Source organism: Propionispora vibrioides (genome assembly GCF_900110485.1).
Lineage (GTDB): Bacteria > Bacillota > Negativicutes > Propionisporales > Propionisporaceae > Propionispora > Propionispora vibrioides.
Genome location: NZ_FODY01000007.1, coordinates 108,477 through 124,154 on the forward strand (window position 1 = coordinate 108,477; position 15,678 = coordinate 124,154).

The 15,678-nt window shown below is 53.0% G+C and carries 12 protein-coding genes; 5 read left to right on the plus strand and 7 right to left on the minus strand.

Annotated features, from left to right (window positions below):
• The first annotated feature begins 18 nt into the window (after positions 1–18).
• Positions 19–1,584 (plus strand): 2-isopropylmalate synthase, encoded by a 1,566-nt coding sequence (locus BMW43_RS07935; RefSeq protein WP_091745519.1) that lies wholly within the window; start codon positions 19–21, stop codon positions 1,582–1,584.
• Between the two features lie 60 nt (positions 1,585–1,644).
• Here the strand turns inward: BMW43_RS07935 and BMW43_RS07940 are convergent, their stop codons facing one another.
• From BMW43_RS07940 to BMW43_RS07950, 3 genes are all read right to left on the minus strand, one after another.
• On the minus strand, positions 1,645–2,343 hold the full coding sequence (locus tag BMW43_RS07940) for a L,D-transpeptidase family protein (RefSeq protein ID WP_091745521.1): 699 nt from the start codon (positions 2,341–2,343) through the stop codon (positions 1,645–1,647).
• A 161-nt stretch (positions 2,344–2,504) separates the two neighbouring features.
• Positions 2,505–2,684, minus strand: coding sequence for a hypothetical protein (locus BMW43_RS07945; RefSeq protein ID WP_091745523.1), 180 nt, complete (start codon positions 2,682–2,684; stop codon positions 2,505–2,507).
• 224 nt (positions 2,685–2,908) lie between these two features.
• Entirely contained in the window at positions 2,909–3,760 is an 852-nt protein-coding gene (locus tag BMW43_RS07950; protein WP_091745525.1) for a YitT family protein, read from the minus strand.
• Positions 3,761–4,314: 554 nt separating this feature from the next.
• On the opposite strand from BMW43_RS07950, the gene BMW43_RS07955 reads away from it, so the two are divergent.
• Genes BMW43_RS07955 through BMW43_RS07965 form a run of 3 tightly spaced genes read left to right on the plus strand, consistent with a single transcriptional unit; the run spans position 4,315 to position 6,761 of the window.
• Positions 4,315–4,563, plus strand: a complete 249-nt coding sequence (locus tag BMW43_RS07955) for a FeoA family protein (protein ID WP_218140628.1) — start codon at positions 4,315–4,317, stop codon at positions 4,561–4,563.
• Positions 4,564–4,578: 15 nt separating this feature from the next.
• On the plus strand, positions 4,579–5,358 hold the full coding sequence (locus BMW43_RS07960) for a FeoB small GTPase domain-containing protein (RefSeq protein ID WP_091745527.1): 780 nt from the start codon (positions 4,579–4,581) through the stop codon (positions 5,356–5,358).
• Positions 5,355–6,761, plus strand: coding sequence for a nucleoside recognition domain-containing protein (locus BMW43_RS07965; RefSeq protein WP_091745529.1), 1,407 nt, complete (start codon positions 5,355–5,357; stop codon positions 6,759–6,761). The genes BMW43_RS07960 and BMW43_RS07965 overlap by 4 nt, the downstream gene beginning before the upstream one ends.
• A 78-nt stretch (positions 6,762–6,839) precedes the next feature.
• Here BMW43_RS07965 and BMW43_RS07970 read toward each other — a convergent pair whose 3' ends face one another.
• The 4 genes from BMW43_RS07970 to BMW43_RS07985 form a co-directional block, all read right to left on the minus strand.
• On the minus strand, positions 6,840–7,805 hold the full coding sequence (locus BMW43_RS07970) for a diguanylate cyclase (protein WP_091745531.1): 966 nt from the start codon (positions 7,803–7,805) through the stop codon (positions 6,840–6,842).
• Between the two features lie 25 nt (positions 7,806–7,830).
• Positions 7,831–8,628, minus strand: a complete 798-nt coding sequence (locus BMW43_RS07975; protein ID WP_091745533.1) for a response regulator — start codon at positions 8,626–8,628, stop codon at positions 7,831–7,833.
• A gap of 358 nt (positions 8,629–8,986) precedes the next feature.
• Positions 8,987–11,677: a hybrid sensor histidine kinase/response regulator gene (locus tag BMW43_RS07980; protein WP_091745535.1), complete on the minus strand. Its 2,691-nt coding sequence runs from the start codon at positions 11,675–11,677 to the stop codon at positions 8,987–8,989.
• A 101-nt stretch (positions 11,678–11,778) separates the two neighbouring features.
• Positions 11,779–14,100: a methyl-accepting chemotaxis protein gene (locus BMW43_RS07985; RefSeq protein ID WP_177173506.1), complete on the minus strand. Its 2,322-nt coding sequence runs from the start codon at positions 14,098–14,100 to the stop codon at positions 11,779–11,781.
• A 320-nt stretch (positions 14,101–14,420) separates the two neighbouring features.
• On the opposite strand from BMW43_RS07985, the gene BMW43_RS07990 reads away from it, so the two are divergent.
• A complete protein-coding gene (locus tag BMW43_RS07990) occupies positions 14,421–15,635 on the plus strand; it encodes a response regulator (protein WP_091745539.1) in 1,215 nt (404 codons plus the stop codon).
• The last annotated feature ends 43 nt before the right edge of the window (positions 15,636–15,678 follow it).

Below are 15,678 nucleotides of genomic sequence, written 5' to 3' on the forward strand. Positions count from 1 at the left end.
AAGGGGGATATGAGAATTATGGGAAGAAAGATTGTTGTATTGGATACTACCTTGCGCGACGGCGAACAGGTACCTGGCGCCAAGCTGAATCTTCAGGAAAAGCTGCGGATTGCCCAGCAGCTAAAAACGCTTAAGGTTGATATTATCGAGGCCGGTTTCCCGATCTCTTCGCAGGGTGATTTCGAAGCCGTCCGGCGCATTGCCAAAGAAGTGGTGGACGGTCCGGTGATTACGGCGCTGGCCCGGGCAGTCAAGGCCGACATTGACGCAGTCTACGAAAGTGTCAAGGAAGCCCAGAAACCGCTTATTCACATTGTGCTGGGCGTCTCCGACTCTCATATTCAGGCCAAACTGCGCAAATCCAAGGAAGCCATTATGCAGATGGGCGTCGACGCGGTCAAATACGCCAAGACACTGCTGCCGGAAGTCCAGTATTCCACCGAAGACGCCACCCGTGCCGATTTTGAATACCTTTGGCAGACGATTGAGGCAGCAGTCAAAGCAGGCGCCACCATCATCAATGTGCCTGACACGGTGGGCTATGCCGTGCCGGAAGAATTCGGCGAACTCATCCGCAAGCTGAATTACCGCCTGAAAAACACCAATGACAAAGTGCTGCTCAGCGTGCACTGCCACAACGACACCGGCCTGGCCACTGCCAATACATTGGCAGCGGTGAAAAACGGCGCCGATAAGGTGGAATGTACCCTCAACGGCATCGGCGAACGGGCCGGCAACGCGGCGCTGGAGGAAGTGGTTGTCGGCATCAGGCTTCGTGCCGATTACTACGGTGCTTACACCAATATTGCCACCAGGGAAATCAAAGCCACCTCCACCCTGGTCAGCAATCTGATGGGCCTTGAGGTCCAGGTGAATAAAGCCGTCACCGGCGACAATGCCTTTGCCCATTCCTCCGGCATTCACCAGGACGGTCTTCTGAAGGACCGCGGCACTTATGAAATTCTGCGTCCCGAGGACGTTGGAGTCGAAAACATGGAATTGATTCTCACCGCCCGTTCCGGCCGCCACGCCTTTAAAAGCGCCATTGCCCCTTTCCTGCACGGTCAACCGTCAGAGGCCGACTTTGAACAGCTCTTCGCGCGGTTCCTGGAACTGGCCGACATGAAAAAGGAAATCTACAACCACGATCTTTATCACATTGCCGAAGCCTACTATGCGGCCCGGGAGGATAATCCCTACGCTGGCGCCGAAAGTCTCTACGAGCTGCAAACCCTGCAGGTGGTCAGTAACGATATTTTTCCCTCGGCCAGTGTCAAAATACGCTGCGGCAATCAGATTTTTAAAGACAGCGCCGTCGGCGACGGTCCGATTGACGCGCTGTACAAGGCTATCAATCAGGTGGTTAAGCTGGACGTCCAGCTTCTGGAATACAAAATCAGCAGCATCAGCAAAGGCAACGAAGCCCTCGGCCGGGTCCACCTCAAAATCTCCCATAACGGTGTCATTCATAGCGGCAAAGCCGTCGATACCGACATCATCAAAGCCAGTGCCGAAGCGTACTTAAGCGCGCTTAACCAGGTCCTGCTGGAAAGCTGGAAGGCCGAGCGAAGCGCCGTTCAATAACGCCGGCCATAGCGCCGAAAAAATAACCAGGCTGCCGCTGGCGACAGCCTGGTTATTTCCTTACATCCCCAATAGATTGAGCGTTCCCTTATCAACAACACCGGTTATCTTAACCCCTTTGTCATGCTGAAGCCGTTTGACGGCCGTTTCGGTATCGCGGTTGAAGAAGCCGTCCGCCCGTCCCTCCAGGTAGCCCAGTTCCTGCAGCTTCCGCTGCAGTTGCACCACATCGGCGCCCATCGACGCATAGCGCAGCGTCCGCTGCATACGGTACTGCTGATCTACGATACGGACCGGTGTCCCCACAGGCACCCATTCGAACAGTTCCTCCACATCCTTGTTGCGCAGCCGGACACAGCCATGGCTGATAAACTGGCCAATACTCCAGGGACGGTTTGTGCCATGAATCCCATAACCGCCCCAAGGCACATCCAGTCCCAGAAAACGGGTCCCCATAATATCGCCCGACCGGTGAGCTTTCCAGATAACCGTCCAATCGCCGATAGGAGTGGGCGTATCGTTGTCGCCGACGGCAATCCGGTATTGCTTATAGAGCACCCCGTCATTATAAACCTCAAGTATCCGGCTGGGAATTTTTATGATCAGGGAGATCTTTCCCTTGGGCGGTTGCAGCGGCTGATTGGGCAGAGCTGCCAGTTCCATCTCGTCCCAGTATTCAAAGCCGATCAGACTAAGAAATATGCCGGCAAACACCAGCGAAGCAAGCGTGAAGTAGATACGGGTTTTTCTGAGAAGCATTGCTCGCAACGTAACACATCCTCACTTAAACGCACTATTTCTACCATATATATGTGGCATATGGCGAGGATATCCCTCTACTATAAAAACACAAAGGGACTGCTGCCTGCTTTTAACTGCAGGCAGCAGTCCTTTTTCTTTAGCGTTTCCGTTACGTATCCTTATTGCTGCAACTGCTCCAGCTTCTGACGTTTTAGATTAAGCTGCGTCAGTTTGGCATAGTCAACCGGTTCCAGCTTGTCGCCATACTGAGCAGCCAATAATTTCTCCACTTCCGACGGCGGCAGCGTATAGGCTGCTACGGCGGAGCTTTTTTTATTTTCGCCGTGAATTTTGGACACCCTCCCTTCCCTAATACCTGATCCGCCTTAATCCGGCAAGTCCTGGCGGTCTATTTTTTACGCTCTTTGTTGTAGCCGGTCAGCATACTCCCGGTATGCCTCCCGTCGCTTTATACTGCGAAAAATAGCCTCGCCATTCTCCTACCATGTAAGACTGACAAGGTACTATATAGTGTGCCCATTTTAACGAAAAAGTCTCAAAAAAATTCCACCGGCCGTGGCATTCAACGCTCCCGGCTCCCCGGCAGGGTAAAGCCCCGGCCCAGTACTTCCGCCGCGTCGCTAACAATCATAAAGGCATTGGGATCGGCATTTTGCACCAGAAATTTTAGTTTGGCAATCTGAGTAAGGCTGACGACGACAAAAATCACCTGCTTGGCCTGGCGGGTAAAGGCTCCCTCCCCCCGCAGAATGGTGGCACCCCGCCCCACTTCCTTCAAAATAGCCTTGGAAATCTCATCCGTATTGTAAGAAATGATATATACCGTCTTCCGGCGATTAAAGCCTTCCACCACTTTGTCGGTAAGATTGGCACCGATAAACATGGCGATCAAGGTTAAAATAGCAGGTTTAAGGCCAAACAAGGCAGCGGCGACCAGCATGATCAGGCAGTTAGCGGCAAATCCCACCAGCCCTACATTAAAGGAGTAGTGTTTCTTGATAATGGCGGCCACAATATCCAGACCACCGCCGCTGCCGTTGACCCGGAAAATAATCCCCGAGCCGATGCCGCTGACCACACCGCCGGCAATGGCTGCCAGCAAGGTATCGTCCAGAACATTCCAGCCTCCCAGAAAGCGGGTCGCATCAACGGCAAAAGAAAACATGATAATGCCGTAGATGCACAAAACAGTATAATCTTTGCCCAACTGACGATAAGCGGCGTACACCAGCGGAACATTCAGCAGAAAATTCTGCACCCCGATAGGCAGGCCGAACAATAAGTAAGAAATAATGGCAATACCGGTTACACCACCGCTCAACAGCTGGTGGGGTACCAAAAAAAGATTAATTGATGCGCTGGAAATAAAGCAACCCAGCGCTACCGCGACATATTGTCCTACTCTCGCCTTCATAGCTTCCTCCTCTGACCGGCCGACCGCACCGGCAGTTACTGTCCAGCCGCACCACCGGTGCTGCGACAAGTCCACCTTAAGGTTGACACGGTACTATTTTTTACATAAAAAAAGGCTTTCAACCGTTTTTCGAAAAACTTCTGTCTTTATCGGCAGTCTCCCATTTTATAGTAGCAGAAAACACTACGGTTGACTACCGTCCGGTTGTACCGTTTAAAAAACTTAGCCTGCTGTAACATTATTACGACTCCCCCATATCATATAGCAAAGGGGTAATTCCCGAGGGGGCGTGTTTTCAAACTGTCCGAGACGTTCCCTGGCGGTGCCTTTTGTGCCATACTTGGTTAAACTTCTTTGAAATAGAGGAGCCTGCCATTCCTGCAAAAATTTTGCCTTGTCTGGCGCAAAATCATTCGCCATGGAACATTCCGTTAGTTTGAAAACACGCCCAAATTGTTAGCCTGCGCTAACCGTTTTTTTGCCCCCTCATGTTAGCTGAGGCTAACCTTATTTTAAATTTTTCACTGCCTTAGGCAGTCAGGAGGTATTGTACAATGCAAATGATAAATGATCCCGTTTCTCTGGCCGAAATTATGGTTGGCTCCTCTTGCCGCATTTCTTCGGTAGAACTGGACGGCTTACTCCGCCGCCGGGTATTGGACTTAGGTATTGTGCCGGGCACACCGGTCGAGTGTGTGCGTCGCAGCCCGGCCGGTGATCCTATTGCCTATCGGGTGCGCGGCACCACCATTGCCCTGCGCAACCATGATGCCAGTCTAATCAAGGTTTACCCCAATGAATAACGGAGGCGATATCCATTGAATAAGCAAATCGAAAATCGCTCTCAGGTGCTGCAGGAACATTTCGGCATTACCGCCGATTCCCAGCAGTTCATCATCGCGCTGGCCGGCAATCCCAATGTCGGCAAAAGCACTGTATTTAATGCCCTGACCGGCCTTAGGCAGCATACCGGGAATTGGCCCGGCAAAACGGTAGATAATGCCCAAGGCTTGTTCACTCACCACAAACAGAATTTTTTGCTGGTCGATCTGCCGGGAACCTATTCCATTCTGGCCCATACGGTGGAAGAAGAAGTGGCCCGTGATTTCATCTGCTTCGGCAAACCCGATGCCACACTGGTAGTACTTGACGCCACCTGCCTAGAGCGGAACTTAAATTTGGCGCTTCAGGTCATGGAGATTACCCCTAACTGCATTGTATGCGTCAACTTAATGGATGAAGCCCGTAAAAAGAATATTCACATCGACCTGCCGGCCCTGGAGCGTGAACTGGGTGTTCCCGTCGTTGCCACGGCGGCCCGGCAGGGCGAAGGGCTGGAAAGCTTAAAAGAAACGCTATATCAGGTCAGCATTGGCGTTAAACAGCCTTCGCCCCGTCAGATTACTTATTCACCGGTGGTGGAAGAAGCGGTAGCCGCCTTGCTGCCGGGCATCACCCGCCTGGTTGGCACGGCACTAAACCCCCGCTGGGTAGCGCTTCGGCTGCTTGACGGTGATACCAGGTTCATTGAACAGATCCACCGGCACATTACCCGGCAAACTGCGTTGCCTCTAGCCAAGGAGGTAGCAGCCATATGAGCGGAACCGTCAAGCCCATCACCAGCCTGTCCGAGACTCTCGCCACGGCGGATGCCCTCCGCCGTGGCACCGGCACCCAGTTGGGCGACATTATTGTTACCGATATCTATGCCAATGCCGAGCAAATTACGCAAAAAGTAGTCCGCCGTTCCCGGGAAACGGCCCGTTCCTGGGACCAAAAGCTGGATGATATTGTTACCTCGCGGCTTTTTGGTTATCCCATTATGCTGGCCCTGTTAGGTGTTATCTTCTGGATTACCATCGAAGGAGCCAACGTCCCTTCCGACTTATTAGCCGATGCCTTATTTGCCTTCCAGGATCAGCTAACTATTTGGTTTACAGCAGCCGGTTCCCCTGCCTGGCTGCACGGTGTACTTGTCTTAGGTCTGTACCGCGGCCTGGCTTGGGTGGTTTCAGTCATGCTGCCGCCCATGGCCATTTTCTTTCCCCTGTTTACCCTGCTGGAAGATCTGGGCTATTTGCCCCGCGTCGCCTTCAACATGGATCATATTTTTAAGAAATGCAAAGCCTGCGGCAAACAGGCGCTTACCATGTGCATGGGCTTTGGCTGCAACGCCGCCGGTATCGTATCCTGCCGGATTATCGATTCTCCCCGGGAACGTCTGATTGCTATCGTGACCAATAATTTTGTTCCCTGCAACGGACGTTTCCCCACCCTGATTGCCATTGCCACTATCTTTGTCGGCGGTTTGTTTGCTCAACAATTTGAAACACTGGTGGCCGCCGCCGTCATTACCGGTCTGGTTCTCCTAGGTATTCTGACCACTTTCGCCGTTTCCTGGGCACTGTCCCATACGCTGTTAAAGGGAGAACCCTCTTCCCTGGTTCTGGAGCTGCCGCCTTACCGGCCGCCACAGATTGGCGCGATTATTTACCGTTCCTTAATTGACCGCACCTACTTCGTCCTCAAGCGGGCTCTGATTATGGCCGCCCCGGCCGGAGCCATTACCTGGATACTGGCTAATGTGTACATAGGCGACAGCAGTGTTTTAGCCCACATGGCCGACTTTTTGGCGCCCTTCGGCCACGCGGTGGGCATGGACGGTTTCATTCTGCTGGCCTTTATCCTCGGCTTGCCGGCCAATGAAATTGTCGTACCGATTTTACTGATGGGCTATCTGGCTGCCGGGCAGATGACGGAAATAGATTCCCTGGCCGAGCTGGGAGAGATTCTCCTCGCCAATGGCTGGACCTGGCTGACCGCCACCTGCACCATGCTGTTTTGTCTGCTGCACTGGCCCTGCACCACCGCCCTCCTAACGGCCTACAAAGAGTCAGGCAGTCTCAAGTGGACCTTGCTGACCTTCCTCATTCCCACCGTCCTGGCCTTTGGCGTGTGCTTTCTGGTAGCCCAGACAGCCCGGCTGCTGCAGTTAGTATAAACAAATCGAAAGGGAGCCTTCTAACGAAGGCTCCTTGCTTTATTTAGTGGCGATTGTACTTTTCTATTACAGATCACTCTACTCCCGGGAACAGACAACGCCGTCCCGGGAATCGACCACGCAATTTTTCGAACATCTTTTTCCCAGATACAAGCCGTTATCCAGCACCCGCATGCTTTCATCCAACTCGGAATCGGCGGCCAGCACAATTACCGACAACGTGATAGTCAGGGAAAACTCACGGCCGCGATACAGAAAAACCTGTTTGGCAATAGCTGCTCTGACTTGTTCGGCACGCTGTTTCGCTTCAGTCAGTCCGGCTCCCGGCAACAGCATCAAGAACTCCTCACCGCCCCAGCGCGCCAGGTAGTTCTGACTGCCCAGCACTGACCGCATGCATGCCGACACAGTTTTCAGCACCATATCGCCGCATTCATGACCATAGGTGTCGTTTACCTGCTTGAAATTATCAATATCCCCCAAGATGAGCGCACACTGACCGCCTTCCCGTTTCAGCCGTTCCATTTCCTGCTGCAGGGTTTCCATCATGCTGCGACGGTTAGCCAACCCTGTGACGTAATCGGTTTTAGCGGAAATTTCCAGTTTCTCCATCATCTTTTTTAATTCTTCGTTCTTTTGCTCCATCTGTAGAATATATTGCTGCAATGTTTTCTGCGATTGCCTCAGTTCCAGATGGACCTTGATTCTAGCCTGCAGTTCCAATGCGTAGAAAGGCTTGATGATATAGTCCTGACCGCCGCTGCGAAAGCCCTCCACAACATCCCTGATCTGAGTAGCGCTGGTTATAAAGATAACCGGAATATCCGCCAAATCAGAACGGCTTTTCAAAGCGCGGCAAATAGCGAAACCATCGAGACCGGGCATGATAATATCCAATAAAATGAGATCTGGCTGGCAAGCAGCCGCCAGTTCAAGCGCCCGGTTCCCCTCCTGGGCCTCAATAATCTCATGCCTGTCCTGCAGGAAATTACGCACAATTTTTATTTCTACCGGACTGTCATCAACAACCAGTATTTTTGCCATAGTTATCCATCTGCCTTACTTATTTTTATTTATAATTTTCGCCGCCGCGCGAGTTACCGGGAAAATGACGAACAACCGCCGACAAAAAAGCATGCCCCTGCCCGGCCAGATCTTCAGTGAACTCCAAATCATGGGCAATTCCTTTCACGATGCCGCCTTTAGTTTCAATCGCCTGCACCAGCCGGTCCAAGACAGCCAGCACTTCTTTTTTCAGGCTGGCGGTTGCACCAAAATTCAGCAGCAACCGCGGCTCTTCCTCCAGGTGTTCCTGCAGTTCAATCAACAGACTCTGACAGCTAACCGGTGACAATGCGGGATAAATAGCAATTTGTACCACTTTGCCGTCCCGGAAAATCTGATAGGGCGGCAGGCGCACCTCTCCTGCCGTCTTCAGCCGTTCATCCGGCCCGGCAGTCCCCTTCAAACGGCGTACCAGTTCCAGGTGCTTTTGATAATCAAGTTTCTGATTCAGAACATTACCGACAACCTCTGCCACTTTACTGGCAGTAATAGGTTTTATAATAAAATGCCGGGCGCCCCGTTCCAGCGAATCCAGAATAACCGGCCGCTCCTCAATGGCGCTGATAACAATAATCCGCGCCTCAGGGTAACCGGCAATGATCTTGGAGATCGTCTCCGCCCCGCTAATACCCTCCATCGTCATGTCCATCGTCACCACATCCGGTTTGTGTTTGACATATTCAGCAAAGGCCTGTGCCCCATTCGCCGCTTCCGCCACAACCTTATGCCCTAACTCCTGCATGATCTCGATTAATTTTTTCCGGGCAACCGCCGAATCATCTACAATAAGTACACGAGCCATGAGCAGGCTCCCCCTTTTCCGGTTTTTCAGCCGCAGCTAGTGTTTTGACTAAGTTAAATCTTAGGTTAGACAGCATATCTTTTTTCGCACCGCTGCGTTGTCGTCGCCTTACGTATTCCCGATATGCGCGCCTCCTCCGCCTTGCATTGCAAAAAAATCTATACTGCCTAATCCTAATTCACAACTTTGCCAAGACACTAGTACCTTATCAACCCTAAAACAGTAGAATAATGGCGAGGCTATTTTTTACAAGACAAGGCGAAGGAAGGAGACATACCGTAAGTATGCTGCCTGACGACAACGAAGGTCTGCGGAAAATAGACCGTCAGTATTCACAGGATTAGGGTTGACAAGGTACTTAGCCCTGCTTATTCTTCTGCAGCACGGCAACAACACTTTTTAATAATCTGGCCCTGTTTAATTTACCTTCATATAAATCAAATCCGGCCCGCAAGCCTCTTTCCCGGTTGGTTGCACCGCTTAAGGAAGTCAGGGCAATCACCGGTAAATGCTTAAGCTCCTCCCGCGCCCGGATGGTTCGTACCAACTCCAGTCCGTCCATCCGGGGCATCTCCACATCACTGACAACCACATCAAAAACCTGACTGGACAAGGCCGCCAGCGCTTGTACCCCATCCTCCACCACCACAACCTCGTAGCCATCACTTTCCAGATAGCTTTTGGTCACACGGGCGAAAAAGGGAGTATCCTCGGCCAGTAAAATTTTCGCCCGCCGTGGTGCCACAGCGGCCGCCTGCTCCGCCGGAAACTGCTGGGAGGCCTGATAATATTCGGGTACCGCCGCCTGAAACAGAGCATACATATCCAGCAGCGTGACGATATGGCCGTTCACCAGAATAGAACCCAGGGCGCTCTGTCCACTGATATGGCAGCCCTCCAGTTGGATCGGCGTGGAAACCACATCATAAATTTCCTCGGCCATAATGCCAACCGGGAATCTGACAAACCGGGGCAAAATGACATACACCCAGTTACGCTTAGTCTTCCGCCTGCCGAGTGGCAAATGATATTCCGGCCGGATAACACGGATAATCCGTCCCTGAAAGGTAATATACTGCTGCGAACCGATTTTCTGCAAGGCCGTTGCCGCCACCTTCTCCACTCTGGCCACCATCGACAGGTCAACCCCCAGCATTTCGCCGCCGGAGGTCCTAAACAGCAGCAGCCCCGTCTCCTCCGGCCGGGAGGTTTCCTCCGCTGTCGGCCGCAGCTGTTCGTCCTGCAGCCGCAGCTTAGCTTTCAGGTGGACATGTTCCAAATCGAGGATCATCGCAATCCGTCCGTCACCCAGCACGGTTACCCCGGAATAGCAGCCGCTGGTTTTCAGGGCGGCCGGAACCGGCTTTACCAGAATTTCCTCGGTGTCATAAACGGCATCCACCGCCAGGCCGTACCACAAGCTGCCGCTCTTAATTACCAGAATGCGAAAGGTCCGGGTTTCATCGGCGAAATAAGCCGCGCTGTCGGTATTATTTCCGTCCATTTCGAGAATATCGGCGAGCCGGACCAGTGGCAACAGCCGGTTACGCAACCGCAACACCGGCGAGGTCTGAATAAATTCAATCCGTTTTTGCCGTTGATTGCCTGGCTGCAGCAACACCAATTCCTTGACATTGGCCTGCGGGATGGCAAAGGCCTCGCCTGCCGCTTCCACAATAAAGGAAGAAATAATGACCAAGGTCAGCGGCAGCAGCAGACGAAACGTGGTACCCCGCTCTCTGGTGGTGAACACCTCCACTTTACCGCCCAGTTTTTCAATGTTGGTTTTGACCACATCCATGCCGACGCCCCGACCGGATACGGCGGTAACCTGGTCAGCGGTGGAAAACCCCGGTTTCATAATGAAGCTCAGCAAATCGCTTTCCTTTAACAGCGCTGCTTCCGTTTCCGTCACCCAGCCTCTGGCCACCGCCTTGGTTCTGATTTTCTCCAGATCAATGCCGGTCCCGTCATCCTGGATATCAATCACTACCCGGCCGCTCTCATGGTAGGCGTGCAGCAGCAGCGTCGCCGGCAGGCGCTTGCCCTTGTCCAGCCTAACTTGAGGCAACTCGATGCCATGGTCCAGGGCATTGCGTACCAGGTGAGTCATTGGATCGACCAGCGCTTCAATGATGGAACGGTCCATTTCCACGTTCATCCCCTGAGTAACCAGTTCTACCTCTTTCCCTAAACTGCGCGCCAATTCCCGGACAATGCGGGGAAACTTATTAAATACATTGGCTACAGGCTGCATTCTGGCCTTCATAACCTTTTCCTGCAGTTTGGTTGTCAGACTGTCGATGCCATGGGTTACCACATCCAGTTGCGGCGCTTCGCAGCCGATGCTTTCGGTAATACGTAGCAGTTGATTGCGTCGCAAAACCATTTCACCGATAATATTCAGCAGATCGTCGAGTAGTGCTACCTTGACCCGGACGCTTTCCTCAAACAAGCCGTTTTTCGCCCGGCCGGCCTCGGTATAGGGCTCTTTTACCGCGCTATTGCCGGACGCCGGTACGGTATTTTGATTACCAGGTACTGGTAGGATTTCAGCCTGCGGCGCCAGTGCTTGTGCTGCGGCAACCTCCTGAGCGGCATCACCGGTCAACTGGTCCCACAGATCCCAAACACCCTGCGGACTTTCCATACTGGACAGTTCTTCCTGCGCTTCACCGTTCAGAGCGTTCAGAACGCCCAGAGGCCCCTCAATGGCGATGAATTCCTGATCGGCAGGATTATTCACCAACTCTTTCAACTGATCGGCAGCCGTTAACAGTCCGTCAATCATCGCTACGGTAATACAGCAATCCTGATTGCGCAGTCTTCCCAGCAGCGTTTCCATTGCGTGCGTCAGGGTTACGATTTTATCCATTTCAAAAAAACCGGCCGTCCCCTTGATACTGTGAACGGCGCGAAACAGCTCATTTAGCAGGGGCGTCTCGTAACTGCCCTCTTCCAGGCGCAGCAACCCGGCCTCCAGCGTTCCGATATGTCCTTTGGCCTCTTCAATAAATTCTTGCAGTAATTCCTGACCGAAATCCATCATTGTCACCACTCATTTTTTGATCTGCCGGCTGGCGCAGCCTGTCTGTGCCACCTTCCGGCGCGGACGCCGCTGCTGCCGGGAAATATGGCTGTCGCGGGTGCTTAGACCTTAAACTGTTCTACCAGCCGTTCCAGATGGCGGGCTGTTTCGCCCAGTTCACTGGCGGAGCCGCTGGTGTGTGAAGCGGTGGCAGCCATATCCGCCGTGGCGGCATCGGCTTCCTGAATACTTTCCGTAATATTTTGCGTCCCTTGCGCGATTTCTTTGGTTGCCAGGGCGATATTCCCCATCACCGCAGCCATTTGATCAGCACTTTTCGCCATTTCCATTGCTTTGATCGAAATATCCGCCGTGGCCTCATCCACCTGTCTGACCCCTTCCGAAGCCGCTACCGCCATTTGCGAGACCTGTTGGGCATGGGCTGCGATATCACTGATTTCCTTGCTGATACCCGCCACTTCCTGGACGCCGGCCGTCATCGCCGTCGTGATATCGCCGACGCTATGCGATTGTTCGGCCACTGCCGAAGCAATCGTGCGGGTAATGCCGGTCGTTTCCGTGATAACCGTGGCAATTTTCCCCACCGCACCGACTGCTGCCCCCATATCGCTGTGCATTTCCTCGATTTGCTGGGCAATATGCCTTGTTTCTTCCGCCGTCCGTTTCGCCAATTCCTTGACCTCGGCCGCCACTACGGCAAAACCCTTGCCTGCCTCGCCGGCCCCGGCCGCCTCAATAGTCGCGTTTAACGCCAGCATATTGGTTTGCTCGGCGATATTACGAATTACGTCGACAATTTGATTAATTCGTTTCGTTGTGGTACTTAGTTTTTGGATGATAGCCGTCGTTTCCTGCGACTGATTTTCTGCCGCCAGCGTTATCTGAATGGATCTGTCACATTGCTGGCCGACCTGACTAAGTGAATGGCTGATTTCTTGTACCGCCCGGTCTACATCCTCCATGGAGGCGGAGACATCGCCGGCCGCAACGGCCACACGGTTGATACTTTGCGATATTTCCTCCACTACGTCGCTGACCTGATCCACCTGTCCGGCAATCCGGCTGGTCGTTTCCGCCACATGCTGCGAGGCAGCCGACATCCCATTCGCCAGCCCGGCCACCGCGTCCACACTATGGCTTACCTCTTCGGCCGAGCTGGCCGTTTCCTCAATGCCGGCCGAAATTTCTTCCACTGTGGCGCTGATTGTCGATATCTGGGCGCTCATTTGCTCACTATTGGCCGCCAAGGTAGTCGAAACATCAATCAGGTCGACCGAAGATTCCTTCAACTGCCCCGTCGTCTGCCGGATATCCCCAACCATGCCGCCCAGTACCTGCAGTGTATGGTTCACTGCGCCGGTCAGCGCCCCAATTTCATCGTTGGCGTATACCTTGCCGCGCACCGTAAAATCACCGGTTTCCACTAAAGCCATCATGGACTGAAAATCATTAAGCGGCCGAATGATCAGTCTGGTGAGCAGCAACCCGGTCATCCCGATAATCAATATAGCCACAATCAACGGCGTCAGAAGGGAGATGCGGGTAATCGCCGTCAACTGTCCCTGCACTTCGTCCGCCGGTACCGAGGCCACCAAGGCCCAGCTGCCGCCGGACACCGGCGCATACCCTGCATACTTGTCCACATTACCCCAACGGTAAGGAGTAATGCCGCTCTCTCCCTGCAAGGCCTGTGTTAATGCCTGCTGCAGGCGGGAATCGCCTTCTTTGAGAAAATTGCTTTTCATTGCCACATTCTTATCCGGATGGGCAATGACCAGCCCGTCGCCCTGGACCAAAAAAGCATAGCCCGTTTTATATACCTTGGTTCCGGTAACCTTCTGCATCAATTTTTCAATATTCATACTGCCGCCAATCATGCCGATTACCCGGCCATCCCGTTTAAGCGGTACGGCTACGACAACCACCAGATTTCCCGAGGTTTTAGAGATAACCGGATCGGAAACCACTGTCTTTCCTTTCATAACTTCGGGAAAATACACGCGGTCACTGATGTTGGCACCGCCCTGAATAATCCCGCCTCCGTCATTGCGGGTGGCCGAGAAATAATCGCCCTTTTCATTAGCTACAAACAGGACATCATAATCGGTTGCCCGGGCCATCTCACGGGCCAGATACGGCCAGGTCCGTGCAGCATTGCCCACCTCTACCAGGGGGGAGTTGGCCAAGGTGGTAATATAGGACTTCTGCTCATCCAGCCACAGCCCCACCTCCTGGCCTGAACTGACGGCTAACGCCTGAATAGACTGTTCGGTATTCTCCACCAACGCCTTTTGTGCCGTCTCATAAATCAGAAACGATGATAACGCAAGTCCGGCTACGACGGCGACCACCAGAATTCCGATTAACTTTTTTCTAATACTGTGCATACCCTTACTTGCCTTTGTCCGTCCACCTGTTCCCATGCTGTCTGGCCTCCCGCAAAATAACATAATTCTACAAAGTATGAACTATTTATACAGTCGTCCTGTATTTTCCTGTATGATTGCCCGGATTGTCTGCTATTCTCACGTAAGATTATCTTTCTGGATAACCCATTCCCCTTCTGCTTATCCTCTTGGATAACACTTGCCCCGACAACAAACTCCGCAACTTCCCGCACCAATAATCTGCCAGCCCGGGCCGGCAGGAAACAACCCTCTCACAGGGAAATAAACATAATATATCTACCGTCTTACCCGCGCAGCAACCCGATAGACCATGCAGAACAAGAGGTGTCAGTCCCGTGATAAAAACCATTCTTATCGACGATGAACCGCCGGCACTCGAGGTATTATCCCACCTGCTCCGGCAATATCCTGTTCTTGAGATCGTAGGTGAATATACCGATATCGAGGCAGCCTGTCAGCGGCTCCGGCAGGAGCCGGTACAACTGGTCTTCCTGGACATACACATGCCGCCGGCCAACGGCCTCGACGCCGCCAGAAGAATGTATCAATACCAGAATAACCTGGCCATTGTCTTTGTTACCGCCCATAATCAGTTCGCCCTGCAGGCCTTCGAAGTCAACGCTGTTGACTATATTGTTAAACCGGTCATCAAACGACGGCTCGATGCCACCATCGAGAAAATTATGAGCAAGTGCCCGCCGGCTGCTTACGAACCACTGCCCAAGCGGCAGGGTGAATTTTTAAACCGTCTGCTTGGCGGGACGCTGACCGTCGACAAAGAAATAGCCGGGCAGGCCCGGCAGTTGGAGCTTGATGCTACCCAGCCCTTTTCCCTCTTTTTTCTGCTGCCGAATACCTGGGACAAAACACCGGCTACCAACTGCCGCGCCGCTATGCTTGACACATTGACCGGCGGTTCCCTGCTGGCCTGGGAAACACCCCAGGGCTTAGGCGTACTGGATTTTTCCTCCGTCCCCGCCGGCAGTGGCAAGGAAACGGAACGGCTTGCCGCCGACCGCCTGAAAACCTTGCTGGACGCCCGCTTCCCCCACGCAATCAGGGCGGTTGGAATTGCCCAGCAGAGGGGAGACCTGCGCAGCCTTGCCGACAGATACCGGGAGGCCCGCAATGCCGCCTTGATCGGCATACGAATATCCCCTCAGGCAGGAATTTATCACTTCCTGGACAGTGGACTGCAGGTGACATTAGCCCATTATATTCCGCAGGCAAAAATGGATGCCCTGATTAATGATACCTTCGGCAAACTGCTTCGCTATGACCAGCAAAACGGCACCGAACTGTTTGCTACGCTCGAAGCTATCTTGCTGAACGACAGCCTGCAGGTAGTGGCGGAAAAGCTGTTTATTCATTATAAAACCGTCTTGTTCCGCAAGCAGTCGATTGAAAAAATCCTGGGGTTCCCCCTGAATTCTTTTACGGGGCGCACAACCTTAGGCGTCGCCCTGACTTTGCTTTATTTAAATCAGCTTCCCTCTGCCACCACTGCCCCGTCAGCCACAGCGGCTGATAAAAATAAAACCAGGGCGTAGGTACATCTCCCCGGAAGGAAGCCCTACACCCTGCACTAATACC

Excerpts from the sequence above, each read along its gene's own strand:
- BMW43_RS07955 (WP_218140628.1), top strand. The coding sequence starts at position 4,315 with ATGCAAATGATAAATGATCCCGTTTCTCTGGCCGAAATTATGGTTGGC.
- BMW43_RS07935 (WP_091745519.1), top strand. The coding sequence starts at position 19 with ATGGGAAGAAAGATTGTTGTATTGGATACTACCTTGCGCGACGGCGAA.
- BMW43_RS07940 (WP_091745521.1), bottom strand. The coding sequence starts at position 2,343 with ATGCTTCTCAGAAAAACCCGTATCTACTTCACGCTTGCTTCGCTGGTG.
- BMW43_RS07970 (WP_091745531.1), bottom strand. The coding sequence starts at position 7,805 with ATGGCAAAAATACTGGTTGTTGATGACAGTCCGGTAGAAATAAAAATT.
- BMW43_RS07980 (WP_091745535.1), bottom strand. The coding sequence starts at position 11,677 with ATGATGGATTTCGGTCAGGAATTACTGCAAGAATTTATTGAAGAGGCC.
- BMW43_RS07975 (WP_091745533.1), bottom strand. The coding sequence starts at position 8,628 with ATGGCTCGTGTACTTATTGTAGATGATTCGGCGGTTGCCCGGAAAAAA.
- BMW43_RS07965 (WP_091745529.1), top strand. The coding sequence starts at position 5,355 with ATGAGCGGAACCGTCAAGCCCATCACCAGCCTGTCCGAGACTCTCGCC.
- BMW43_RS07950 (WP_091745525.1), bottom strand. The coding sequence starts at position 3,760 with ATGAAGGCGAGAGTAGGACAATATGTCGCGGTAGCGCTGGGTTGCTTT.
- BMW43_RS07985 (WP_177173506.1), bottom strand. The coding sequence starts at position 14,100 with ATGGGAACAGGTGGACGGACAAAGGCAAGTAAGGGTATGCACAGTATT.